The following is a 23,544-nucleotide window of genomic DNA, read 5'->3' as shown; positions in this document are numbered from 1 at the left end:
GTGAATGTCGAGACCACTTATCGTGAAAAAGGGCAGGCCATGACCGCGCGAGCAATCATCATCGGGGCGCCGCGGTCCGGTTCGGGCAAGACCAGCGTCACCATCGGCCTTTTGCGCGCCTTTGCGCGGCGCGGTGTGAAGGTGCGGGGCATCAAGACCGGGCCTGACTATATCGATCCCGGTTTTCATGCCTTTGCGGCAGGCACGCCGGGCCTCAATCTCGACAGTTGGGCCATGCAGCCGGATTTGCTGCGGCATCTGTTCGCCCAGCAGGCTGAGGACGCGGAACTGGTGCTGATTGAAAGCGCCATGGGCTTGTTTGATGGCATCGTGGTGCCGGAGAACCGGACCGGATCGGCGGCTGATCTGGCGCGGCTGTTTGGCATACCGGTTTTGCTGGTGCTGGATATATCGGGCCAATCCCAGACGGCTGCGGCGGTTGCCCACGGATTTGCCCATTACGATCCGGATGTCAAAATGTCTGCTGTTGTGCTCAACCGTGCAGGCAGCGAAAGACACCGGACGCTCTGTTCGCAAGCCATTGAAAGAATCGGCTTACCCGTAGCGGGCTGCGTGATGCGTGATCCCTCGCTGGTGTTGCCGGAGCGTCATCTGGGGCTGGTGCAGGCCAGCGAGCATCCTGAGATCGACGCGCATATCGAGCGGCTTGCCGATGCGATGGAGCAGGCGATTGATCTTGATGCGCTTTTGTCGCTGGCGCGCCCGGTGGAGCTCTCGCGGGGCTCGGTGGAAGCCGCAATCGCACCGCCCGGTCAGCGCATCGCGCTGGCGCAGGATGCCGCCTTTACGTTTCTCTACCCGCATCTTCAGCGTCACTGGCGCGAAGCGGGTGCGGAGATCATCCCGTTTTCGCCCCTTGCCGATGAATCGCCCAACGCCTCCTGCGATGTCTGCTGGTTGCCGGGTGGATATCCCGAGCTTCACGCGGGCAGACTTGCGGGGGCCACGAATTTCAAGGCGGGTCTCTCACGCTTTTCGCATGAAAAGCCAGTTCATGGGGAATGCGGAGGCTATATGGTGCTGGGTGAGAGGCTGGAAGATGCCGATGGCGTGAGCCATGCCATGACCGGGCTTTTGTCCCATGCCACCAGCTTTGCCAAACGCAAGATGAACCTTGGCTATCGGCAGGCCACCATTGCCGTTGATGGTCTGCTGGGGCGGGCAGGCGAGGTTCTGCGCGGCCATGAGTTTCACTATGCCCGTGTGACCGATGCTGGACGCGATGATGCCTTTGCGCAGATTGCCGACGGTCAGGGCAAGCCGCTTGGACCTTCCGGCGGCAGGCGCGGGCTGGTGACGGGTACGTTTTTTCACGCCATTGCCAAAGGTTAAGTTTTTCTCATCAATCGTGTGGTGGAGGAATGTCGCCGCCTCCCTATATTGTGGTGATGCGCTGCGTGCTGGCGCTTGATCCATTCAACAAGGACAGATTTTCATGACCGAGAAATCCCCCGAAAATAATTTTCCCGCCGGTTACGAACCAGCCGACGTCTGGGAATGGGAAAAGGGCAATGGCGGTCAGTTCGCCAATATCAACCGCCCGATTGCAGGTCCTACGCACGATAAGGAATTGCCAGTCGGCAAACATCCGTTGCAGCTTTATTCGCTGGCGACGCCCAATGGCCAGAAGGTCGGCATTATTCTGGAAGAACTCTTGGCGGCAGGACATACGGGTGCGGAATATGATGCCTGGCTGATCCGTATCGGCGATGGCGACCAGTTCGGCTCGGATTTCGTCAAGGCCAACCCAAACTCGAAAATCCCGGCACTGGTGGACCATTCCACCCCTGAGCCGACGCGTGTGTTCGAAAGCGGATCGATCCTGCTTTATCTCGCAGAAAAGTTTGGTGCGTTTCTGCCTAAAGATCATAGGGGCCGCACAGAGGCGATCAACTGGCTGTTCTGGCAGATGGCATCCGGGCCGTATCTCGGCGGTGGTTTTGGCCATTTCTACGCCTATGCGCCGATTCATATCAAATATGCCATCGACCGTTTTGCTATGGAAGCCAAGCGACAGCTTGACGTGCTGGACCGCCATCTGGCAGACAACGAGTATCTGGCCGGTTCGGAATATTCAATTGCGGATATCGCCGTCTGGCCATGGTACGGCAATCTGGCACGTGGACAGTCTTATCCGAAGGCTGATGTCTTTCTGGATGTGAAAAGCTATAAGAACCTTCAACGTTGGGCGGCCGAGATTGCGGAACGTCCAGCGGTAAAGCGGGGTCGCATGGTCAACAAGGTCAATGGCGATCCTTCGGAACAATTGCACGAACGCCACGATGCGTCCGACTTCGATACGAAGACGCAGGACAAAATCGGCAAAGCATAAGGAAAAGACGATGGCAAAGCTGCCTGAAATGACGAAACACCGCGGCTTTCCATCCGGCATGCCGAGCACGGGCATACAGTTCACCATACGCCGCGCAAATCCGCGCGGCGTAACGCCCGTCAAACACATTCCCCGCCGTGCACGGAATGACTCGGCGGAACACAAGGTGGATGCGGCCTTCCTGCACGCGCTGTGGCACCAGTTCGGAGCCGAGCCGTTCGAGCGTGGAAACCTCGATGCGGCCCGTCTCAGCCTGTTATTTGGTCGTGAGGTGCTACCTGCGGACAAGGATTTCGATCCTCTGTCCTACCAATCCATGCTCGTTATCGATGAGCGGGTGGCACGGCAGAACTTTCCGGAATCCTTCGAGAATTATTTCCAGATCGACTGAACCATCCGCTGCGGCAAAGTGGAGCGGACGGAGAAAGTTTCTGTGCTTCGCGGAATTGAAGTGCTATAGAGCACCCCAGTTTCATCGATTTCGGCGTCTGCCATGATCAGGCATATCATCTGCGTCATTACTGCAAGTGCGTGTCTCCTGCTGCCTGCGGGTATCGGGACTGGCGACGCTGCGCATGGCGGCGAAGATTATGCCACGCTGGAAAAGCTGGGTGCAGCCCTCTTTGAAGACACTAACCTTTCGATGAACCGCACCATGTCCTGCTCTACCTGCCATATGCCGGGGTTGGGCTTTACAGATGGGCGCGAGACCGACAAGGTCGGGCATGATGTCTCCTTGGGTGATGACGGCGCGTCTCTGGGTGATCGCAACGTGCCGAGTGCAGCCTACGCGAAATTCTCCCCACCTTTTGGTAAGAACGCCGTTGGCGAATATGTTGGCGGCCAGTTCTGGGATGGACGCGCATCGACACTGGAAGATCAGGCCGCTGGCCCGCCATTGAACCCAATTGAAATGGGCATGCCGGACAAAACCACGATCGCAAAGCGGCTGAAGGAAAATACGGATTATGCGGCAGCCTTTGGCACGCAATTCGGTAGCGATGTGTTCAAGAGCGACGACTCCGCCTTTGCAGCGATGACCAAGGCGTTGGCAGCCTTTGAACGAACCGACGAGTTCTCCACTTTCGATTCGAAATATGATCGCTTCCTGCGGGGTGAAGAAAAGCTGACCGATCAGGAAGAGCTTGGCCGTGTGCTGATGTCCTCGACACAATTTACCAACTGCAATACGTGTCATGAAATCCGCGGCACCAATGGCCTCTCCGACGGTGTCTTCACAAACCACAAATATTTCAATATCGGCGTTCCCGCCAACAAGGCGGTGCGGGCGGCCAATGGTTCAAAGCCTGATGCCGTCGATCTCGGTTTGGCGCAGAACCCGGCCGTCGCGGGCGATCCGGCACAGCGCGGCAAGTTCAAGGTGCCGACGCTGCGGAATGTCGCTATTACCGGACCCTACATGCATAATGGCGTGTTCAAGGACTTGCGCACCGTGGTGCTGTTTTACGTGAAATACAAAAGCAAGAAGGCCAGCCGTCAGATCAACCCGGAGACGGGGCAAGCTTGGGATGCGCCTGAGGTGGCTGACAACATCGCCATGACAGAGCTGACCTCAGCGCCCGCGCTGGATGACAAGCGGGTAGATGCTATCGTCGCGTTTTTGAAAACGCTGACAGACAAGCGATATGAGCACCTTTTGCCGGAAGACAATGCCGGGCAAGGCGCAACGCCCCCTGCCCAGCCGGTTTCTCTTACGCCGCCAAAAGTGCCTTGAATTCTGCCAGAACCGCATCGCCCATTTCAGACGTGCTGACCTGACGGCTGCCGTCCGAGACGATGTCTGCGGTGCGGATGCCCTTGTCCAGCACGTTGGCGATGGCCGTTTCCAGCTTGGTGGCTTCATCCACCATGTTGAAGGAATAACGCAGGCACATGGCGAAAGACGCGATCATGGCGATGGGGTTGGCAATGCCTTTGCCGGCGATGTCAGGGGCAGAGCCGTGCACAGGCTCATACATTGCCTTGCGCTTGCCGGTCTTGGCATCCGGCGCACCAAGCGAAGCGGATGGTAGCATGCCGAGCGAGCCAGTCAGCATGGCCGCAACATCGGACAGCATATCGCCAAACAGGTTATCGGTGACGATGACGTCAAACTGCTTGGGCTTGCGCACCAGCTGCATGCCGCCAGCATCCGCCAGCATATGCTCGAGCTCCACATCCTTGAACTTGGCCGCGTGGGTTTCCGTCACGACCTGGTTCCACAAAACGCCTGATTTCATGACGTTGCGCTTTTCCATGGAGCAGACGCGGTTATCGCGGGTGCGGGCCAGTTCGAATGCGACGCTGGCGATGCGCTCGATTTCGAACGTGTCATAAATCTGGGTGTCGATGCCGCGCTTCTGGCCGTTGCCGAGATCGATGATCTGCTTTGGCTCGCCGAAATAAACGCCGCCCGTCAATTCACGAACGATGAGGATATCGAGACCTTCGACCAATTCCTGCTTCAGAGAGGATGCGGCAGCAAGTGCCGGGTAGCAGATCGCCGGGCGCAGGTTGGCGAACAGCTCTAGATCTTTGCGCAGGCGCAAAAGGCCGGATTCGGGTCTCACCTCGTAAGGCACGCTATCCCACTTGGGACCACCGACTGCACCGAACAGAATCGCGTCTGCCGCGAGCGCCTTTTCCATGTCCGCGTCGGAAATCGCGACGCCATGGGCATCATAAGCGCTGCCGCCAACGAGGCCTTCTTCGGTCGTAAAGCCTGCGGCCTTTTCGCTGTTCAGATAATCGATCAGCTTGCGGACTTCAGCCATGGCTTCGGGGCCGATGCCGTCACCGGGCAGCAGGAAAAGCGTGCGCACTGTCATGAAAACCCTCCTTGGCCACGCCGCAAAACCATGTTTGGTTTAAGCGGCAGGCGCGTCAAAATCCTTTTCCCACAACGTCAATCGTTGTGGGGTGCGGGCTTCTTAGCCTTGGAGATGGCCTATTTCAAGGAAGGCTAGAGACGATTCGGTACGTGTGGAGATCAAACCGGCTCTCAATGCGGGCGGAAGCGATCAGGCCCAGGGGCGGGCGGCAGCATTGGTCTTTTCGAAACCTTCGATGGCACCGGCATGTTCCAGTGTCAGGCCGATATCGTCGAGGCCGTTCAGCATGCAGTGACGCTTGAACTCATCGAGTTCGAACGAGATCGTGCCGCCATCAGGGCCGCTGATTTCGAGATTTTCGAGATCGACCGTGACAACGGCATTGGAGCCACGCGACGCGTCATCCATCAGTTTTTCCAGATTTTCCGGGCTGACGACGATCGGCAGAATACCGTTCTTGAAACAGTTGCTGTAGAAAATATCGGCAAAGCTGGTGGAGATGACGCAGCGAATACCGAAATCCAGCAGCGCCCAGGGCGCATGTTCACGCGAGGAACCACAGCCGAAATTATCGCCAGCGACGAGAATCTGGGCTTTCTGATAGGCGGGCTTGTTCAAAACGAAATCTGGGTTTGGCGAACCATCTTCCAGATAGCGCGACTCCGCAAACAGGCCGGTACCGAGGCCGGTGCGCTTGATGGTTTTGAGGTAGTCCTTCGGAATGATCATATCCGTGTCGATATTAACGACCGGCATGGGGGCAGCGACACCCGTCAGTTTGGTGAACTTTTCCATCTCTCACTCCGAAATCTTACTGATAGCAGGGCCATAATAAACGCTTACCGCCGCAATAGCGCAAAATCGCGTGTATTTGAAGGCCAAACCGCACCCACATGGTACACCTGTCGAAACACAGAGACGTCAAAACGCGTTTGTTTCAAAAGCAGGTGAGGGATTGAGAGTTAGTGCCAGACATAGCCGAGCTTACGCAACTGCGTGCCGTCGAAATCTTCCATGCCTTCCGCTACGTCCTTACCGCCATGCGAGCGAAAGAAACGGCTGGCGACATCGCTGTCTTCAAGGCACCACACGACAACGCCGTTGCAGCCGAGAGATTTCAGCAGACGCCGCGCTTCGATGAAAAGTACAGAGCCTAGTCCCATGCCCTGATATTCAGGCCGCAGATAAATCTCGTAAATTTCGCCATCATAGGGAAGGCCGCGGGCCCGGCTGAGGCCCAGAGTCGTGTATCCCGCAACGATGCCAGAAATTTCCACGACCAGCATGGTGGACGAGCCGCGTGTCGCCTTGCGCCACCACGTCTCGTTGCGCCGGTCCAGCATCTGCCGCAGTGGCTTATGGGGAATGAGACCCGCATAGGCCTGCTGCCATGACGACCTGTGCGCTTCGGAAATAGCGCGCGCATCGTCCGGCTCTGCTCGGCGAATGTCTATGGATAACGTTTTCATAACGCGATTCTGACCCCGGCGGAGAAAACTTACCAGCCATAAAGGTTAACGGCTCGAAGCTTACCCACAGCCTATTCATGTGGATGAAGCCTGAAAATTAACGCTATATTTACCATTGAAGCAAGCGCCGTCCGACTCAGTCCCGCGAATAAATGCCGGGCGCGTAAAGAAGAGGCCAGATAACAAAAAACCCGGCGCGGAGGCCGGGTTCTTCGAATTAAAAACTTTTTGGCAAATCAGCCAGCAAGTTTTGCCTTGTCGAAACGCTTGCGATCGTTGGCATCCAGGAACATTTTGCGCAGACGGATGGACTTTGGAGTCACTTCCATCAGTTCATCGTCCTGAATCCAAGACAGGGCGCGGTCAAGCGTCATGCGGATCGGCGGCGTCAGCTTCACGGCTTCATCCTTGCCAGCGGCGCGGATGTTGGTGAGCTGCTTGCCCTTGAGAACGTTGACCTCAAGGTCGTTGTCACGTGTGTGAATGCCGATGATCATGCCAGCGTAAACCTTTTCGCCCGGCTCGATCATCATCGGGCCGCGATCTTCCAGGTTGAACATGGCGTAGGCAACAGCTTCACCGGAACCGTTCGACAGCAGAACGCCTTGAACACGACCAGCGATAGCACCCTTGAACGGCTGGTAGGAGTGGAACAGACGGTTCATGATGGCCGTGCCGCGTGTGTCCGTCAGCAGTTCGGACTGGTAGCCGATGAGGCCACGCGTTGGAGCCAGGAACTTCAGACGAACGCGGTTGCCGCCGGATGGACGAAGCTCGGTCATCTCAGCCTTGCGCTCGGACATCTTCTGAACAACGATACCAGAATGTTCTTCATCAACGTCGATGACGACTTCTTCGATCGGCTCGATGGTCTGGCCGTTTTCATCCTTCTGCATCACAACGCGTGGACGCGATACAGCAAGTTCGAAGCCTTCGCGACGCATGGTTTCGATCAGAACGGCAAGCTGCAATTCGCCACGGCCGGACACGAAGAACGAGTCCTTGCCTTCGGCTTCTTCGATCTTCAGCGCAACGTTGCCTTCGGCTTCCTTGTAGAGACGATCGCGGATGACGCGCGATGTGACCTTGTCGCCTTCAGTGCCAGCCAAGGGGCTGTCGTTAACGATGAAGGACATCGTAACCGTTGGCGGATCGATTGGCTGCGCCGTCATCGCTTCGGTAACCGAAGGATCACAGAACGTGTCGGCGACCGTACCCTTGGACAGGCCGGCGATGGCAACGATGTCGCCTGCGTGGGCTTCGTCAATAGCTGTGCGCTCAATGCCGCGGAATGCGAGAATCTTGGAGATACGACCGGTTTCGATGATCTTGCCATCCTGGCCCAGAACCTTGACGGCCTGGTTTGGCTTGATCGAGCCGGATGCGATACGACCGGTGATAATGCGGCCGAGGAAGGGGTTGGCTTCGAGGATCGTGCCGATCAAACGGAACGGACCTTCTTCAACCGTTGGTTCAGGAACGTGCTTAAGAACCAGATCGAGCAGCGGTGCCAGGCCTTCGTCCTTAGGGCCTTCCGGGTTGACGTTCATCCAGCCATCGCGACCAGAGCCGTAAAGAATCGGGAAATCGAGCTGCTCGTCAGTCGCGTCGAGGTTCGCGAAAAGGTCGAACACTTCGTTGATGACTTCTTCGTGGCGGCCATCGGGACGGTCGATCTTGTTGATCGCGACGATAGGCTTGAGGCCTACCTTGAGCGCCTTGGAAACCACGAACTTGGTCTGCGGCATTGGGCCTTCAGACGAGTCGACCAGAACGATCGCGCCGTCCACCATCGATAGGATACGCTCGACTTCACCACCGAAGTCGGCGTGGCCGGGGGTGTCGACGATGTTGATGCGAACACCCTTCCACTCGACAGACGTCGCCTTGGCGAGAATGGTGATGCCGCGTTCTTTTTCCAGGTCGTTACTGTCCATGACGCGCTCTGCAACGCGCTGGTTTTCGCGGAACGAACCGGACTGTTTCAGAAGCTCGTCAACGAGCGTCGTTTTGCCATGGTCAACGTGCGCGATAATCGCGATGTTGCGAATTGCCATTGTTCAATATCTCTGAGGTTGGGGCGTCATATCTTGAGATGCGCCAATTTAGTCTGGCGGGCCTATAACCTTTTTTTTGCAAAAGCGAAAGGGGGGCTACCACATAAGCCCCTTGCAGAAACGCCCTATCAGAGTTTTATGACAGTTTTCAGGCGCTGTTTGTCAAGCTTGGCCTGAAACCAGTCCTCGCTTTTTCAGCATCGCTTCCGGGCTTGGCATCTTGCCACGGAAAGTCTTGTAGGTTTCTTCTGCATCAACCGAGCCGCCCACAGAATAGATGTTGTCTTTCAACTTACGTGCCATGTCGGTGTTAAAGGCATCGCCGGTTTCCTCGAAAGCTGCGAAAGCGTCTGCATCGAGAACTTCCGACCACATGTAGGAATAATAGCCTGCCGAGTAGCCGTCGCCGGAAAAGACGTGCTGGAAATGTGGCGTGGCGTGGCGCATGACGATGGACTTCGGCATGTTGAGCGATTCTAGAACCTCGGTCTGCACGGCCATCGGATCATCGACAGCACCACGTGTATGGAACGCCATATCGACCAGCGCCGAGGAGGTGAACTCGACTGTGTTGAAACCGGCATTGAAGGTTTGTGCGGCCAGAACCTTGTCCAGCAGCGCCTTCGGCATCGGAGCGCCCGTCTCGTAGTGAAGGGCATATTTCTCAAGGATTTCGGGCACTGTCAGCCAGTGTTCGTAAAGCTGCGATGGCAGTTCAACGAAATCACGCGAAACGCTCGTTCCTGAGACCGACGGGTAGGTCACGTTGGATAGCATGCCGTGCAACGCATGGCCGAATTCGTGGAACAGCGTGCGGGCATCATCCAGCGAAAGCAGCGCTGGTTTGCCCTGTGATGGTTTCGCAAAATTACAGACATTGTAGATGATCGGCAATTCACCAACCGTACCGTTCTTCAGGGGCAGCTTGTGCTGCGACTGGAATGCGCTCATCCAGGCGCCGGAACGTTTCGATGGGCGGGCGAAGAAGTCGCCAAGGAACATCGCAACGATATCGCCTTTTTCGTTGCGGATTTCGAACGTCCGCACATCCGGGTGATAGGCGGTTACATTTTTCATCTCGACGGCGCGGATGCCGAACAGTCGTTGCGCAACGTCGAAGCAGGCTTCGATGATCTTTTCCAGCTGTAAATACGGCTTAAGCTCGGCCTCGGAAAAACTGAATTTTTTCGCACGCAGTTTTTCGGCGTAATGACGCCAGTCCCATGGCATGACGTCGTGGTTCTTGCCTTCATCGCTGATGACAGTTGCCAGCTCGGCTTCTTCCTCACCGGCGCGCTCGACCGCTTTTTCCCACACCTGCATCAAAAGCGTGTTCACGGCATCAGGCGTTTTCGCCATGGTGTTATCCAGCTTGTAGGCGGCGAAATTGGTGTAGCCCAGAAGCTTTGCTTTTTCGTCACGCAGTTCTAGCGTGCGCTTCACCGTTTCGCGATTGTCGGTCTCTCCACCGTTCTCACCGCGGGCGACCCAAGCCTTGAAGGCCTGCTCACGCAGGTCTCGGCGCTCGGAAAATGTCAGGAACGGTTCGATGATCGAGCGCGACAGGGTGACGGCGAATTTGCCGTCGTCGCCATGCTCGCGCGCAGCACCCGCCATGGAATCTCTCAGGAAATCGGGGATGCCTGTGAGCTCGTCTTCCTCGGTGAGCAGCAGTTTCCAGCTTTTCTCGTCGGCGAGAACGTTTTGCCCGAATTTTGCGCCGAGCCCGGCCAGTTCCTCGTTGATGGCGGCCAGCCGTTCCTGATGGTCTTTGGCAAGCTTGGCACCAGCGCGTACGAAGCCCTTCCAGTGGCGTTCGAGAACCCGCAGCTCTTCACCGGTGAGGGCCAATTCGTCGCGTTTCTCCCACAACGTGTCGATGCGCTTGAACAGCGCTTCGTTCATGCCGATTTTCGAATAATGGCGTGACATTTTCGGGGCGATATTGCGCTCCAGCGCCTGAATGTCAGGGTTGGTGTGAGCGCCGGTCTTGTTCCAGAACAGCGCAGACACACGTGACAGTGCATCTCCGGCAACTTCGAGAGCGACAATGGTATTGGCAAAACTGGGTGCCTCTGCATTATCGGCAATCGCGTCGATTTCCGCATCGTGGGCTGCCACCGCGGTTTCGAAGGCACCGGCAAAATCCTCATCTCTGACAGCATCGAACCGAGGCAGGCCGTTTGTTCCGTTCCAGTCCGTGATGGCGGAATATTGGGCTGTGGTCGATGTCATCGGTTCGTCCTCATGCAGATGCGCTTCATGCGTCATATGGGCATGGCTGTGGCTGCGTTTCAATATCAGAGGATCAACAACGTGCGCAGTCCCTTGCCATATGGCTGCATAGTTTTTAGTAAGGAACGCTTATGAAACAGGTGATGCATGGCCACTTCGACTGAAAAAGAATCGCTGGCATTCCTGCTCAACAGCAGCGTTCGGTTTCTGAACAGCGCTTTCGAGCGTCGTATCAGCGACGCAGGACTTGGCCTGACGCCGGGTGAGGCGAGGGCGCTTTTGACCGTTGCTGCCATTGATGGCAGCAAACAGGCCGATATCGCCACGCGCATCGGGCTCGAGCCGATGACGGTCTGCACCTATCTCGACAGGCTGGAATCGCTCGAACTGGTGGAGAGACGCCCCAACCCGGACGACCGCCGCTCCAAATGCATCTACCTGACGCAAACCTCTTCCGCTCTGCTGCTTGCTGTTCGTGAGGAGGTTGGCCTTCTGATAGATCAGGCGGTCAGTGGTTTCGACGGCGGTAATTTTGAGAAATTTCACGCGCTTCTGATGATCGTGCAGAAAAATCTGCAAACGGCAGTCAGCGAAAAAAGTCGGCAGAACCAGAGGTGAGCACAATATCTCCCGCCATGACGGTTCGCCGCACTGCAGTTCTCGGCGCCATGCTGACAGCACTTGGGCCAGTGTCGATGGCAATCTATACGCCTGCGATGCCGGAACTCGTCAGGGCGTTTGCGACGACGGAATCGGCCATCAAGATGAGCCTGACACTGTATTTCGGTGGCTTCGCTGTTGCGCAGCTTGTGTCCGGTGCGATGTCGGATGCGTTTGGTCGTCGCAAGGCAACGATCCTCTTTCTCCTGATTTATCTTCTTGGCGGGGTGCTGGCAGCTTTCGCGCCGAATGTCGACATCCTGCTTGCCTCACGCCTCATCCAGGGCATCGGTGCGTCGGTTGGCGTGACCGTCGCCCGCGCCGTGGTGCGAGATCAATATAGTGGACCGCAAGCAACCGGCATTCTCAATCTCATCGGCATCATGTTGGCGGTTGGCCCAGCCGCAGGACCGACGATTGGCGGCCTGTCTCTGCTGGCCTTCGGTTGGCAATCGGTTTTCGCGCTGATGCTCGCTTTCGGGTTGATGTCGATTATGGCAATCAGTTTTTGTCTTCGCGAAACGACAATACCGGACCCAACTCGCCTTCGCCCGTCGCGCCTGCTCAGCGCCTATGGCGAACTTCTGGCCTCGCAGCGCTTTTTGCTGTCGGCGCTGGTACTTGGCGGGTCGGTCGGCGCTCTCTATGCGCAATCCACCATGTTGCCTTTCGTGCTGATCAACGACGTCGGATTATCGCCCACGGAGTTCGGCATTGGAATGCTGATGCAATCCGGCTCCTACTTCTTCGGCTCGATCATGCTGCGCCTGATTGCGCTTAGAATCGGAAACCTTCGCTGCTCGGTCATCGGGGTCAGCATGTCGGCGCTCGGCGGCGTGATGATTTTTCTGTCAGTCCACTTCATCACACCCTCTTTCCTGTCGATAATGGCGCCCGTAGCGGTCGCGACATTCGGGCTTGCACTGCTGACACCCTATATCATCACCGCCGGCATGACGCCGTTCCCGCATATTGCGGGCTCTGCGTCTGCGATGATGGGTTTTATCCAGATGAGCGCAGGCTTTGCTGCCGGTGTCGCGGCATCGCTGCTTGGATCACCCTTGGCGGGCTTCGGTACTATCATTCCGATGATGGAACTGGGTGCGGCTGCAAGCTATATAGGTTTCGTGATCATATCGCGCAGGCAGACATGAAAAAGCCCCGGGCAGGAAGCTGACCGGGGCTTTTACGTTGGTAGATTAAAGGCTTACTTGCCGAGATTGCGCTTTGCCAATGTACGAAGACGCAGCGCGTTAAGCTTGATGAAGCCCGCGGCATCCTTCTGGTCGTAAGCGCCCTGGTCGTCTTCGAAGGTGACCAGCTTGTCGGAGTATAGCGATTTGTCGCTCTCGCGACCGGTGACCATGACGTTGCCCTTGTAGAGCTTCAGCGTCACCTCTCCTTCGACATGCTCCTGGCTTTTGTCGATCAGAGCCTGCAACATTTCGCGCTCTGGCGAGAACCAGAAGCCGTAATAGATGAGTTCCGCATAACGCGGCATGATCTCATCCTTGAGGTGGGCGGCACCGCGATCCAGCGTAATGGATTCGATGGCGCGGTGAGCGGTGAGCAGGATCGTACCGCCGGGTGTTTCATAAACGCCGCGCGATTTCATGCCGACATAGCGGTTTTCGACCAGATCGAGACGGCCGATGCCGTTGTCGCGACCGTAATCGTTGAGGGCTGCCAGAAGTGTCGCAGGCGACATTTCGACGCCGTTAATGGACACGGCATCACCCTTGCGGAAACCAACCTTGATGACGGTTGCCTTGTCAGGTGCGGCTTCCGGCGAAATCGTGCGCATGTGCACATATTCCGGAGCTTCGACTGCCGGATCTTCCAGAACCTTGCCTTCGGATGACGAATGCAGAAGGTTGGCGTCGACGGAAAACGGAGCCTCGCCCTTCTTGTCCTTTGCAACAGGGATCTGATGCTGTTCGGCAAAGTTCAGAAGGTCGGTACGGCTCTTGAACGTCCAGTCACGCCATGGCGCGATGATCTTGATGTCTGGGTTGAGCGCATAGGCGGAAAGCTCGAAACGAACCTGGTCGTTGCCCTTGCCGGTCGCGCCGTGGGCAATGGCATCGGCGCCGGTCTTCTTGGCGATGTCGATCAGGTGCTTGGAAATCAGCGGGCGGGCAATGGATGTGCCCAGCAGATAGACGCCTTCATAGACAGCATTGGCACGGAACATCGGGAAGACGAAATCGCGCACGAATTCTTCGCGCACATCTTCCACGAAGATTTCCTTGATGCCCATCATCTCGGCTTTTTGACGCGCCGGTGCCAGCTCTTCACCCTGACCAAGATCGGCGGTGAAGGTGACGACCTCTGCGTTGAGTTCGGTCTGAAGCCATTTGAGAATAATGGAGGTATCAAGTCCGCCGGAATAGGCGAGAACGACTTTCTTTACGTCTTTAGGAAGTGCCATCAGTGAAATCCATTTGCGTGTCGGCGACATTTGGATATCGCCATTTCCTTGGGATTTCGGCACTTTTAGCGAGTTTATCGGCGCTTGCAACAAAAATGCAAAACCGCGCTCCGATGCAACGCTTTCATCTTCATGTGACTTTGCGGCCTGATACGACTAGACTAATCACTGCGTCAGTAGAGCGCATGGTTCCATGGGACGTCGCTACCGGGTATTTGAAGCGGTGGCGAAAAGGAGAAACCAATGACGATCCTTCACAACGCATTTGCTCAAGACAATGTTGCCGTCGTTACCGGCGCTGCATCCGGTATCGGCCTCGCCGCTGCCCGCAAATTCGCCAGTTTCGGCATGAGCGTCGTGCTTGTTGACCTCGACGGAGAAAAACTGGGTGCTGCACAAAGTGAGATCGCTGCGCTTGCCAAGAATGGCAACGAGCAGATTGTCTCCATTCCAACAGACGTTTCGAAACTCGACGAACTGGAAGCGCTGGAGCGTGCTGTGATTCAGCGTTTCGGGCGCGTCCATGTGCTGATGAACAATGCCGGCGTCCAGCCCGGCAGCGCCATGTTCGGGCCGCAGGCCAATTGGGATAAGGTTTTCGGCGTCAATCTTATGGGCGTGGTCAATGGTAGCCGTGTGTTTGGGTCAGGCATGCTGGCCCATGGTGAGCATGGTCTCATCATCAACACCGGCTCCAAGCAGGGCATTACCACGCCACCGGGCGATCCGGCCTATAACGTGTCCAAGGCGGGTGTGAAGGCCTTTACCGAGGCATTGCAGTATGAGTTGAGAAATACACCAAACGGTAATGTTTCCGCCCATCTTCTCATTCCCGGTTTTGTCTTTACCGGCCTCACTGCCAACGGCCGGACGGAGAAACCATCCGGGGCGTGGACGCCGGAACAGACGGTCGACTTCATGATTGATAGTATCGGCAACGGTGATTTCTACATTCTTTGTCCTGACGGTGAGGTCAACCGGAAGACAGATGAGAAACGCATCCTTTGGGCTGCGAGCGATATCGTGGAAAATCGACCGCCTCTGTCGCGCTGGCACGAAGCCTACAGCGATGATTTCAAGTCGTTCCTGAACAGCTGATCTACCTGCCGCGTCGTTGCGCGCGGCATTCTTTTATCGGGCAGTTGGCAGGCTCGCGAAACGGCGTTATGAACAGGCATCAACCCTTTGCGAGTGTGGTGCCGCCGTGGATTTTCTACCCAGCCTGCCAACCCTGATTGCTTTTACCATTGCCATTCTGCTTCTGTCGGTCACGCCTGGCCCGGATATGACGCTCTGGATCAGCCGTTCCCTGCGCGAAGGCCGTACCGCCGGCTTCATGACGCTGGTGGGTACCAATCTGGGTATTACAGTGCATACGATGCTTGTCGCCTTTGGGGTAGCGGCTCTCATCGTGGCCTCGCCCACTGCCTTTCTCGTTTTGAAAACGGGTGGTGCTGCCTATCTGGTCTGGCTGGCCATACAGGCCATCCGTAAGGGCTCGAATTTCGTGATGGAGCGTCCCAGAGAGCAGAAGGCAAAGGCTTCCAAGAAGTCCGCACTGCTGAATGGCCTATGGGTCAATCTGCTCAATCCGAAGGTCATCATCTTCTTCATGACGTTTCTGCCGCAATTCGTCAGCGCATCTGATCCGCACGTAACCGGAAAGCTGATTTTCCTTGGCCTATGGTCGATCGTGGTCGCCCTGCCGATTGGCATCGGTATCGTCGTGGCAGCAGATCGTCTTTCCGGCTGGCTTCAAAGCAACGCCAAGGTCCTGCGTGGTCTGGATTATACGATTGCAGGCGTTTTCTCCGTCTTTGCCGCAAAGATTTTTTTCGCGCAGGCTCAGTGATGTTTCGTTGAAGCTGCTGAAAGTGGCGCTTGCATTTTAGGGAGCACCCTGCCAGCTTGCGTGCCAATCGGGAACTGGCCTTGTGGCGGGATGAAACGATGCGGCAAGACGACCTGACCACGCTGATCGGCCTTGTGGCCTTGTCAGACCGCAAAGCATTCGCTTCGTTGTATAAGTTAACGAGCCCGAAACTTTTCTCGATATGTCTTCGTATACTCAAAGACCGTACTGACGCAGACGAAGCGTTACAGGAGGTCTATGTAAAAATATGGCAGCGCGCGCAGCTGTTTTCTGCTAGGTCCGGCACTGCCGAGGTGTGGCTGGCAGCCATCGCCCGCAACCAGTCGATAGATATTATCCGTTCACGTAAACCGATCGCCAGTGAACTGGACGATGTTCCCGATCTGGCAGAGACTGCGCCGGACCCGGAACAGGCACTGCTGCATAAGGATTCCGGCCGAAGCATAGACCTATGTCTTGCAGAGCTGCAGGAAAACAGGGCCAACGCCGTCCGGCAAGCCTATCTGGATGGCATGAGCTATCAGGACCTGGCGGAGCATTACCTGGTGCCGTTGAATACGATGCGAACATGGTTGAGGCGTAGTCTCATCAAGCTGAAAGAGTGCATGGAGCGATGACCAAACCTGACGATAGCGATATTCCAAAGGACGACGTAATCGCCGCCGAATATGTGCTTGGCGTGTTGTCTGCGGACGACCGGCGGCAGGTTGAACACCGTATTCGCTCCGAAGATTTTTTCGCACGGCGTGTCCGGCAATGGGAGGACCATTTTGCCGGCCTCAACGAGAGCTACAAGCCGGTTGCGCCTGATATTTCGACCTATGTGGCGATTGAATCACGCCTGTTCCAGTCAGATAAACAGACAAAGGCGGGCTTCCTGCCATCATTGTGGGGCTCTCTTGCTTTCTGGCGCGGCGTCAGCGCGCTGACCACGGCGTGTGCAGTCCTTGCAGCAGGCTCGTTCGTGGTGCTGCCCTGGTCTTCGCAGACTCAAAAGATGTCCTACATGGCGGAGCTGTCTTCACCCGACGATCCCATGGCATTGATGGTATCCTACGACGCCGGCACCGGTCGCATGGTGTTGACGCCGATGGCGGCTGGTGAAAAAGCGCAGAAGTCCCTGCAGCTTTGGCTGGTCAAGGAGGATGGCACACCTTACTCGCTGGGTCTCGTTGATCCGCATGAAAACGCTGAAATGATGATTCCCGCCGACATGCGTAGCCAGCTTCAAGACGGCATGACGCTTGCCGTCAGCCTTGAGCCATATGGCGGCTCTCCAACTGGAAAACCCACCGGTCCCGTGCTTGCCAGCGGAACGACACGGCAGCTTTAAAAAATAATTCAGTACAGCTGAAACTTTGCCTGAACATGGCCCGTATCTTCTCATGTACCGGATACGTCACCTGCAAAACGCTGATGGCGATTATCGGAACCAGAGGAGAAAACGCCATGATGACGTCCAGCCTGCGCATAATTGCGCTTGCCGCAGCCGTTTCCACCGTTGCATTCGCAGCCCAAGCCAAGAATCCGATGGTTGGTGGTGCTGAGATGTACGACAACAAGAACATCGTTGAAAATGCGATGAATTCGAAAGATCACACCACGCTTGTTGCCGCCGTCAAGGCCGCCGGTCTGGTGGAAACGTTGCAGGGCAAGGGTCCGTTCACGGTCTTCGCGCCAACCAATGAAGCTTTCGCCGCTTTGCCAAAGGGAACCGTCGAGACGCTTCTGAAGCCTGAAAACAAGGCGAAGCTGACGAAAATCCTGACCTGCCATGTTGTTGCAGCTGACGCCATGTCCACAGCCATCGAGAAGATGATCAAGGACGATGGTGGCACCCATGATGTGAAAACCGTTGGTGGTTGCGTTCTGAAAGCCAAGCAGAGCATGAACAAGATCACGCTGACCGACGAGAACGGCAACGTGGCCGATGTGACGATTGCAGACGTCAAGCAGTCGAACGGCGTCATTCATGTCATCGATAAGGTCTTGCTGCCGAAAATGTAATCTTTTCGGTGCAACGAAACGCCGTGTGCTACCCCAGGCGCACGGCGTTTTTCCTTGGATATTCTAGCCGATCAGCAACTCATCGTCATCCAATGTCTGGCCGCGTATCTTGCGGAACATCTCGATCAGGTCTTCCACCTGCAGTCCCTTGCGGCTTTCGCCGGAGACGTCGAGAACGACTTCGCCCGCATGCAGCATGATGGTGCGGTCGCCATAATCCAGCGCCTGGCGCATGGAGTGCGTCACCATCAGAGTCGTCAGCTTGCGCTCTTCCACCACCTTTTGCGTCAAGCCCATGACGAACTCCGCCATGCCTGGATCGAGTGCAGCCGTGTGTTCATCCAGCAGCAGTACATCCGAACCAGCAAGCGTTGCCATGACCAGAGAAACCGCCTGACGTTGACCACCGGAGAGAAGGTCCATGCGGTCCTTCAGCCGGTTTTCCAAACCAAGGTTCAAGGACGCGATCCGCTCCTGAAAAAACGCCCGCCGTCCGCCGCCAAGCGCGGGCAGAAGTCCGCGTATTTTGCCGCGCGCGGCGGCAAGCGCGAGGTTTTCCTCAATGGTCAGGGTGCCGCAGCTTCCCGTCAATGGGTCCTGAAATACGCGGGCCACCTGGCCTGCCCGGTTTGCCGTCGGTTTGCGGGTCACATCCACATCGCCGATGGTCACTTTCCCCGCAGTTGGCAGAACGTCGCCAGCGAGAACACCGAGTAACGTGGATTTTCCGGCACCGTTGGAGCCGATGACGGTGACGAAGGAGCCGTCCTCGATGGTGAGGTCGACCTTGGCGAGTGCCTTCTTCTCCAGCGGCGTACCGCGCCCGAAGACGACCTGAATGTCGGACAATGAAATCATGATGTTGCTCCCCCGCGGCGCAGGCGTGGAAGAATGAGCGCGACGGCGACTAGCACGGCGGTCACGAAATTGAGGTCGGAGGCTTTAAGACCAAGTGCGTCACTGGAGAGCGCTAGCTGGATTGCCAGGCGATAGGCGATGGAGCCTAGGACACAGCCGATCAGCGCAACCAAGATGCCGCGCGCGCCGAACAACGTTTCACCGATGATGACGGCGGCAAGACCAACGACGATGGTGCCGACACCGGCGGTCACATCGGCAAAGCCGTTGGTCTGTGCAAACAGGGCACCACCTAGCGCTACCAGCGCATTGGACAGCGCCATGCCGAGATAGATCTGGTTACCCGTCTTCACGCCTTGTGCTCGCGCCATTCTGGCGTTGGCACCGGTTGCCCGCATGGCAAGGCCCGCATCGCTTTCCAGAAAGCGCCAGACGAGGATGACGGCAATCACCACGAGGACACCGACGAAAAGCGGGCGCAGCAGATAGTCTGCAATGCCTAAGCCGTAGAAGGGTTCGATGACTGTGTCCTGATTGAGCAGAGCTACATTGGGCTTGCCCATGACACGCAGGTTCACGGAAAACAGCGCGATCATCGTCAGGATCGAGGCAAGAAGGTTGAGGATTTTGAACCGGACGTTCAAGACCGCCGTCACCATACCGGCTGCTGCACCCGCAACCATGGCAACGCCCGTCGTCACCCAAGGATTAAACCCCGCAACGATCAGCACCGCCGCAACTGCTGCGCCCAGCGGAAACGACCCATCGACCGTCAGATCTGGGAAGTCGAGGACGCGAAATGCCAGATAAACGCCGATGGCGACAAAGGCAAAGACAAGCCCCAGTTCGACGGCACCCCAGAATGCGATTTGACTCACGGTAGAATTCCTTGGTTTGTGCCCCACCGCGATGTGGGCTGCAATTGAAACAGTCCTTAGACTGCCACTCGTGCCGCCAACCACTCTTTCGTCATGCTCGGGCTTGTCCCGAGCATCTGCTGCCGTCCAACTTTCATTGAACGTGGGTAGATCCTCGGGACAAGCCCGAGGATGACGGAGAAGGCAAGCCGCCTTTTAGTCGATGATCTTGGTCGCGCGTTTCGTTACGCTTTCAGGGAACGTTACACCCGCCTTTTCAGCGGCCTTCTTGTTCAACACGAGATCGGTGCCGACGGCAACGGTCGCAGGAATGTCGCCAGGCTTTTCGCCCTTCAGGATGCGAACCACAACGGCGCCGGTCTGCTTGCCCACGTCGAAATAGTTGAAACCGAGTGCGGCGATCGCACCGCGGGCAACGGAATCCGTATCTGCAGCAAATAGTGGGATTTTTGCCTCGGCTGCAACACCAGCCGCGGCTTCGAAGGCCGAGACGATGGTGTTATCAGTGGGAACGTAGATCACGTCAGCCTTGCCTACCAGCGCGCGGGTCGCGCCCTGCACTTCGGCAGACTTGGTGGCCACGGATTCCACGACTGTCAGACCGACCTTTGCTGCCTCTGTCTTCAGAAGCTCAAGCGTCGAGACCGAGTTGGCTTCGGCCGAATTGTAGATGTAGCCGATGGTCTTGGCGTTGGGGGTAATTTCCTTGATCAGCGCCAGATGCTCGGCAACCGGCAGCTTGTCTGAGAGACCAGTGACGTTACGGCCGGGCTTTTCCATGGATTTGATCAGCTGCGCACCGACAGGATCGGATACGGCGGTGAAGACGATGGGAATGTCACGGGTAGCGGCGACAACGGCCTGCGCAGAGGGTGTGGAAATGGGAACGATGACATCAGGTGCATCGCCCACAAACTGACGCGCGATTTGCGATGCGGTGCCGGGATTGCCCTGCGCGGACTGGTAGACGAATTTCAGGTTTTCGCCTTCCTTGTAGCCAGCTTCGGCAAGCGCTGCCTTCACGCCATCGCGTGCCGCGTCCAGTGCTGGATGTTCAACGATGGCAGTGACGGCTACCGTCGCATCTTGAGCTTTCGCAGGCAGGGCAATGGCCGTTGCGGCGGCGAGCGCCAGAATCAGTGCGCGCATGGGGTATTCCTCCGATTGTTTTGTTTTCTTGGCCCTCTTTAAGAAAGGGTTAAAACGAAATCAATCGCGCAGCGCTGAACGCACCCATCAATTCTTTTTCTTTATCAGTCGTCCGCGCCATGATTGGCGATCATCATCGCCTCGAACGCCATGCGTTCTGTTTTGCGCATGCGCTCGGATTCCGACTTCAACTGACCGCAGGCGGCGAGGATGTCTCGTCCGCGTGGAGTACGGATCGGTGAGGCGTAACCCGCATGATTGATGAAATCCGCGAACTTCTCGATCTGCTCCCAGTCGGAACACTGGTAGTTCGTGCCCGGCCATGGATTAAAGGGAATAAGATTGATCTTGGCCGGAACGCCTTTCAGAAGCTGCGTCAGCATCTTGGCATCTTCCAGACTGTCATTGACGTCCTTCAGCATCACATATTCGAAGGTGATGCGCCGCGCATTCGACACGCCGGGATAGTTGCGGCAGGCATCGATCAGCTCTTTCAGCGGATATTTCTTGTTGATCGGCACCAGCATGTCGCGCAGCTCGTCGCGCACCGCATGTAGGGAGATCGCCAGCATCACGCCGATTTCTTCACCGGTGCGGAAGATTTCCGGCACGACGCCCGAGGTAGAGAGCGTTACACGGCGCTTGGAAAGCGACAGGCCATCGCCATCGGTCGCGATCAGCAAAGCAGTTTTGACGTGCTCGAAATTATAGAGAGGTTCGCCCATGCCCATCATGACGATGTTGGAGACCTTGCGGCCTTCTGCGGGCATGATCGTACCCTGCGGCGCTTCACGGTCCGGGAAATCGCCGAGACGATCACGGGCGACCAGAAGCTGCGCCAGAATCTCTTCCGCCGTCAGGTTGCGTACCAGACGCTGCGTTCCGGTGTGACAGAAGGAGCAGGTCAGCGTGCATCCAACCTGGCTGGAAATGCACAATGTGCCGCGACCTTCTTCGGGAATATAAACGGTTTCGATCTCGACCGGGCGACCTGCACCGCGTGGTGGAAAGCGCATCAGCCACTTGCGGGTGCCGTCGTTGGAAACCTGTTCTTCAACGATTTCCGGGCGCGCGATGGTGAAATGGAGTTTCAACTTTTCGCGCAGTTCCTTGGCCACATTTGTCATGTGGTCGAAATCGGAGACTCCGCGCACATAGAGCCAGTTCCAAAGCTGGCTGACGCGCATTTTCGACTGCTTTTGGGTCACGCCGATGTCGATCAGCGCATCTGCCATTTCCTCACGTGTCATACCGATCAGCGTCGGCTTTTCTGACATGAGGTCGGCATTCGAAATCATCGGCGTTTTGACCACCAGACCGGTGGTCGCTTCCAGTACGGACATCGTCTTATCCCATCGGCCATCGCAGAACGGAAAACAGGCCTGAACGTGAGGCGAAAATCGTCTGCATGTGGAGAAAAATCAAAGGCGGGGCACGTTTCGCGCTTCCGCCTGTATTTGTTGCCGCGCCTTTAGCATCAAAACAGCTAAAACGCAAATGGCCGGTCAATGACCGGCCATCTCAAAATTGATACAGGTGTGCTTACTTGCAGCTTTCGATCTGCTTCAGAGCAGCCGAAATGCCAGACAGCGAATAGGAATAGGACGTCGCGGTGCCGCGAGCCGAGGTTGCCTTGACCGTCATGGATTTGCCGACCTTCATGGCAGCAACGAGTGCGGGTTCTTCGGCAGCGTTTTCAACCCAGGCGGCCTTGTCCTTGGTGAACATCACGAAGTTCTTGCTGTCGATGGTGACGTTGACCTTCGAGCTTTCGCGGAGAGAATAACCAACCATAGCCTGTGGCTCGTAGGAAATATTCTGGCCGGGACGCTGGGAGACGATGAAGAAGATATCGCCGTGATCGACGCTTGCGGGTTCTTTGGTTGTCGGAATAGAAAGAACATAGCAGACAGTGCTTTTACCCGATTTGTACGAATAGGCACCCCATGCGTTGAACTGCTGGATGCGCGTGGGCGACTGTGCAGAGGCTATGCCGACACTGGTCAACAAAATTGCGACTGCGGTTGCTACACTTCTTACAAACATTGAATTTCCTGCCGGGTTTATTGTCTTCCAGTTGGCCGAACGCTGGCGCCGGGCCGATGCCGAGGTGGGTCCGTCATGATGATATTGGCTAAAGATCGGTTACCAAACCGTCAACGCCAACGCTAAAACTCGAGATTTGCACTGCTGTGTAACAGATAAGCGACGTCCAATGACCGAAAAGCAAACACATGACGTGGCCACCCAATCAGCAATGACACAAAGATTCAGGCAAGAATTTGTCAGTGTTTAGCGCAGCTTCGCACAAGCAATCACAGAGCCGTTACTCATCGCGCAACCGCTCGAGGGCAGCGTCGGCGGCTTCATAGTGTTCCATTTTGATATGGGCGCGGATCATGGCAAGGGCAGCCGTTAAAACAGCAATGTCATCGGTAAAGCCGATGACGGCGAAAACGTCTGGAACAACGTCGATCGGCATGATGAAGTAGCCAAGGGCTGCAAACAGAACACCCTTGGCACGAAACGGTGTTTCCCGGTCCACCGCGCAATAATATGCGGCTGCAGCATCGCGGGCAAAGGGCACTTTGCTCATCACACGCTTCATCTTCGGCCAGAACTTGGCGCGAACCTGTTGCTCGCGCTGTTCCTGCGTGTCAGGCTCGCCGGACAGAAGTATTTCACCAATTTTCACGTCATCCATCGTCGTGTGTCCTTTGGTCATGGACCCTATATAGGCGCG

23 protein-coding genes are annotated in these 23,544 nt (G+C 56.5%); 11 read left to right on the top strand and 12 right to left on the bottom strand.

Annotated features, from left to right (window positions below):
• Positions 1-39: 39 nt before the first annotated feature.
• The 4 genes from ATO67_RS07040 (at position 40) to ATO67_RS07025 (ending at position 4,088) form a co-directional block, all read left to right on the top strand.
• Positions 40-1,353: a cobyrinic acid a,c-diamide synthase CobB gene (locus ATO67_RS07040; protein WP_067646020.1), complete on the top strand. Its 1,314-nt coding sequence runs from the start codon at positions 40-42 to the stop codon at positions 1,351-1,353.
• Positions 1,354-1,456: 103 nt separating this feature from the next.
• Entirely contained in the window at positions 1,457-2,353 is an 897-nt protein-coding gene (gene yghU, locus ATO67_RS07035; RefSeq protein ID WP_067646018.1) for a glutathione-dependent disulfide-bond oxidoreductase, read from the top strand.
• Between the two features lie 10 nt (positions 2,354-2,363).
• Entirely contained in the window at positions 2,364-2,744 is a 381-nt protein-coding gene (locus ATO67_RS07030; RefSeq protein ID WP_067646016.1) for a hypothetical protein, read from the top strand.
• Positions 2,745-2,846: 102 nt separating this feature from the next.
• Positions 2,847-4,088: a cytochrome-c peroxidase gene (locus ATO67_RS07025; RefSeq protein WP_067646014.1), complete on the top strand. Its 1,242-nt coding sequence runs from the start codon at positions 2,847-2,849 to the stop codon at positions 4,086-4,088.
• On the opposite strand, the gene leuB is transcribed toward ATO67_RS07025, so the two are convergent.
• The 5 genes from leuB to ATO67_RS07000 all read right to left on the bottom strand — a co-directional run bounded on the left by leuB (position 4,066) and on the right by ATO67_RS07000 (position 10,945).
• Positions 4,066-5,181: a 3-isopropylmalate dehydrogenase gene (leuB, locus tag ATO67_RS07020; protein ID WP_067646012.1), complete on the bottom strand. Its 1,116-nt coding sequence runs from the start codon at positions 5,179-5,181 to the stop codon at positions 4,066-4,068. The two genes, ATO67_RS07025 and leuB, sit on opposite strands and share 23 nt — an antisense overlap.
• A gap of 192 nt (positions 5,182-5,373) precedes the next feature.
• Positions 5,374-5,979, bottom strand: coding sequence for a 3-isopropylmalate dehydratase small subunit (gene leuD, locus ATO67_RS07015; protein ID WP_067646010.1), 606 nt, complete (start codon positions 5,977-5,979; stop codon positions 5,374-5,376).
• 167 nt (positions 5,980-6,146) lie between these two features.
• Positions 6,147-6,653: a GNAT family N-acetyltransferase gene (locus ATO67_RS07010; RefSeq protein ID WP_067646008.1), complete on the bottom strand. Its 507-nt coding sequence runs from the start codon at positions 6,651-6,653 to the stop codon at positions 6,147-6,149.
• A 236-nt stretch (positions 6,654-6,889) separates the two neighbouring features.
• A complete protein-coding gene (gene typA, locus ATO67_RS07005) occupies positions 6,890-8,710 on the bottom strand; it encodes a translational GTPase TypA (RefSeq protein WP_067646006.1) in 1,821 nt (606 codons plus the stop codon).
• 162 nt (positions 8,711-8,872) lie between these two features.
• Positions 8,873-10,945 carry a M3 family metallopeptidase gene (locus ATO67_RS07000; RefSeq protein ID WP_067646283.1) on the bottom strand — a complete coding sequence of 691 codons (2,073 nt, stop codon included), beginning with the start codon at positions 10,943-10,945 and terminating at the stop codon, positions 8,873-8,875.
• A 147-nt stretch (positions 10,946-11,092) separates the two neighbouring features.
• On the opposite strand from ATO67_RS07000, the gene ATO67_RS06995 reads away from it, so the two are divergent.
• The gene (locus ATO67_RS06995; protein WP_067646004.1) at positions 11,093-11,563 is read left to right on the top strand and encodes a MarR family winged helix-turn-helix transcriptional regulator; all 471 of its coding nucleotides are present in this window, start codon (positions 11,093-11,095) and stop codon (positions 11,561-11,563) included.
• 17 nt (positions 11,564-11,580) lie between these two features.
• A complete protein-coding gene (locus ATO67_RS06990) occupies positions 11,581-12,759 on the top strand; it encodes a multidrug effflux MFS transporter (RefSeq protein WP_067646002.1) in 1,179 nt (392 codons plus the stop codon).
• Positions 12,760-12,812: 53 nt separating this feature from the next.
• Here ATO67_RS06990 and ATO67_RS06985 read toward each other — a convergent pair whose 3' ends face one another.
• Positions 12,813-14,036 (bottom strand): argininosuccinate synthase, encoded by a 1,224-nt coding sequence (locus ATO67_RS06985; protein ID WP_067646280.1) that lies wholly within the window; start codon positions 14,034-14,036, stop codon positions 12,813-12,815.
• Positions 14,037-14,279: 243 nt separating this feature from the next.
• Here ATO67_RS06985 and ATO67_RS06980 point away from each other — a divergent pair, with 243 nt between their 5' ends.
• The 5 genes from ATO67_RS06980 to ATO67_RS06960 all read left to right on the top strand — a co-directional run bounded on the left by ATO67_RS06980 (position 14,280) and on the right by ATO67_RS06960 (position 17,916).
• Positions 14,280-15,134 carry an SDR family NAD(P)-dependent oxidoreductase gene (locus tag ATO67_RS06980; protein ID WP_067646000.1) on the top strand — a complete coding sequence of 285 codons (855 nt, stop codon included), beginning with the start codon at positions 14,280-14,282 and terminating at the stop codon, positions 15,132-15,134.
• Positions 15,135-15,240: 106 nt separating this feature from the next.
• Positions 15,241-15,888 carry a LysE family translocator gene (locus tag ATO67_RS06975; RefSeq protein ID WP_067646277.1) on the top strand — a complete coding sequence of 216 codons (648 nt, stop codon included), beginning with the start codon at positions 15,241-15,243 and terminating at the stop codon, positions 15,886-15,888.
• A 98-nt stretch (positions 15,889-15,986) separates the two neighbouring features.
• On the top strand, positions 15,987-16,526 hold the full coding sequence (locus ATO67_RS06970; RefSeq protein WP_067646273.1) for a sigma-70 family RNA polymerase sigma factor: 540 nt from the start codon (positions 15,987-15,989) through the stop codon (positions 16,524-16,526).
• Positions 16,523-17,242 (top strand): anti-sigma factor, encoded by a 720-nt coding sequence (locus ATO67_RS06965; RefSeq protein WP_067645998.1) that lies wholly within the window; start codon positions 16,523-16,525, stop codon positions 17,240-17,242. Before ATO67_RS06970 ends, ATO67_RS06965 begins: the two co-directional genes overlap by 4 nt.
• A 116-nt stretch (positions 17,243-17,358) precedes the next feature.
• Positions 17,359-17,916, top strand: coding sequence for a fasciclin domain-containing protein (locus tag ATO67_RS06960; RefSeq protein WP_067646269.1), 558 nt, complete (start codon positions 17,359-17,361; stop codon positions 17,914-17,916).
• 63 nt (positions 17,917-17,979) lie between these two features.
• On the opposite strand, the gene ATO67_RS06955 is transcribed toward ATO67_RS06960, so the two are convergent.
• The 6 genes from ATO67_RS06955 to ATO67_RS06930 form a co-directional block, all read right to left on the bottom strand.
• On the bottom strand, positions 17,980-18,774 hold the full coding sequence (locus ATO67_RS06955) for an ABC transporter ATP-binding protein (RefSeq protein WP_067645996.1): 795 nt from the start codon (positions 18,772-18,774) through the stop codon (positions 17,980-17,982).
• Positions 18,771-19,652, bottom strand: coding sequence for an ABC transporter permease (locus ATO67_RS06950; protein ID WP_067645994.1), 882 nt, complete (start codon positions 19,650-19,652; stop codon positions 18,771-18,773). The genes ATO67_RS06955 and ATO67_RS06950 overlap by 4 nt, the downstream gene beginning before the upstream one ends.
• A 195-nt stretch (positions 19,653-19,847) precedes the next feature.
• A complete protein-coding gene (locus ATO67_RS06945) occupies positions 19,848-20,801 on the bottom strand; it encodes an ABC transporter substrate-binding protein (RefSeq protein WP_067645992.1) in 954 nt (317 codons plus the stop codon).
• A 104-nt stretch (positions 20,802-20,905) separates the two neighbouring features.
• Positions 20,906-22,099 (bottom strand): dual-specificity RNA methyltransferase RlmN, encoded by a 1,194-nt coding sequence (gene rlmN, locus ATO67_RS06940; protein ID WP_425352188.1) that lies wholly within the window; start codon positions 22,097-22,099, stop codon positions 20,906-20,908.
• Between the two features lie 244 nt (positions 22,100-22,343).
• Positions 22,344-22,847 carry an invasion associated locus B family protein gene (locus tag ATO67_RS06935; protein WP_067645988.1) on the bottom strand — a complete coding sequence of 168 codons (504 nt, stop codon included), beginning with the start codon at positions 22,845-22,847 and terminating at the stop codon, positions 22,344-22,346.
• 280 nt (positions 22,848-23,127) lie between these two features.
• Positions 23,128-23,505, bottom strand: coding sequence for a YkvA family protein (locus ATO67_RS06930; protein ID WP_067646266.1), 378 nt, complete (start codon positions 23,503-23,505; stop codon positions 23,128-23,130).
• Between the last annotated feature and the right edge of the window lie 39 nt (positions 23,506-23,544).

This window comes from Agrobacterium bohemicum (genome assembly GCF_001562555.1).
GTDB lineage: Bacteria > Pseudomonadota > Alphaproteobacteria > Rhizobiales > Rhizobiaceae > Agrobacterium > Agrobacterium bohemicum.
The sequence above is the reverse complement of the archived record's forward strand: the minus strand, read 5'-3'. Positions and strand labels throughout refer to the sequence as shown.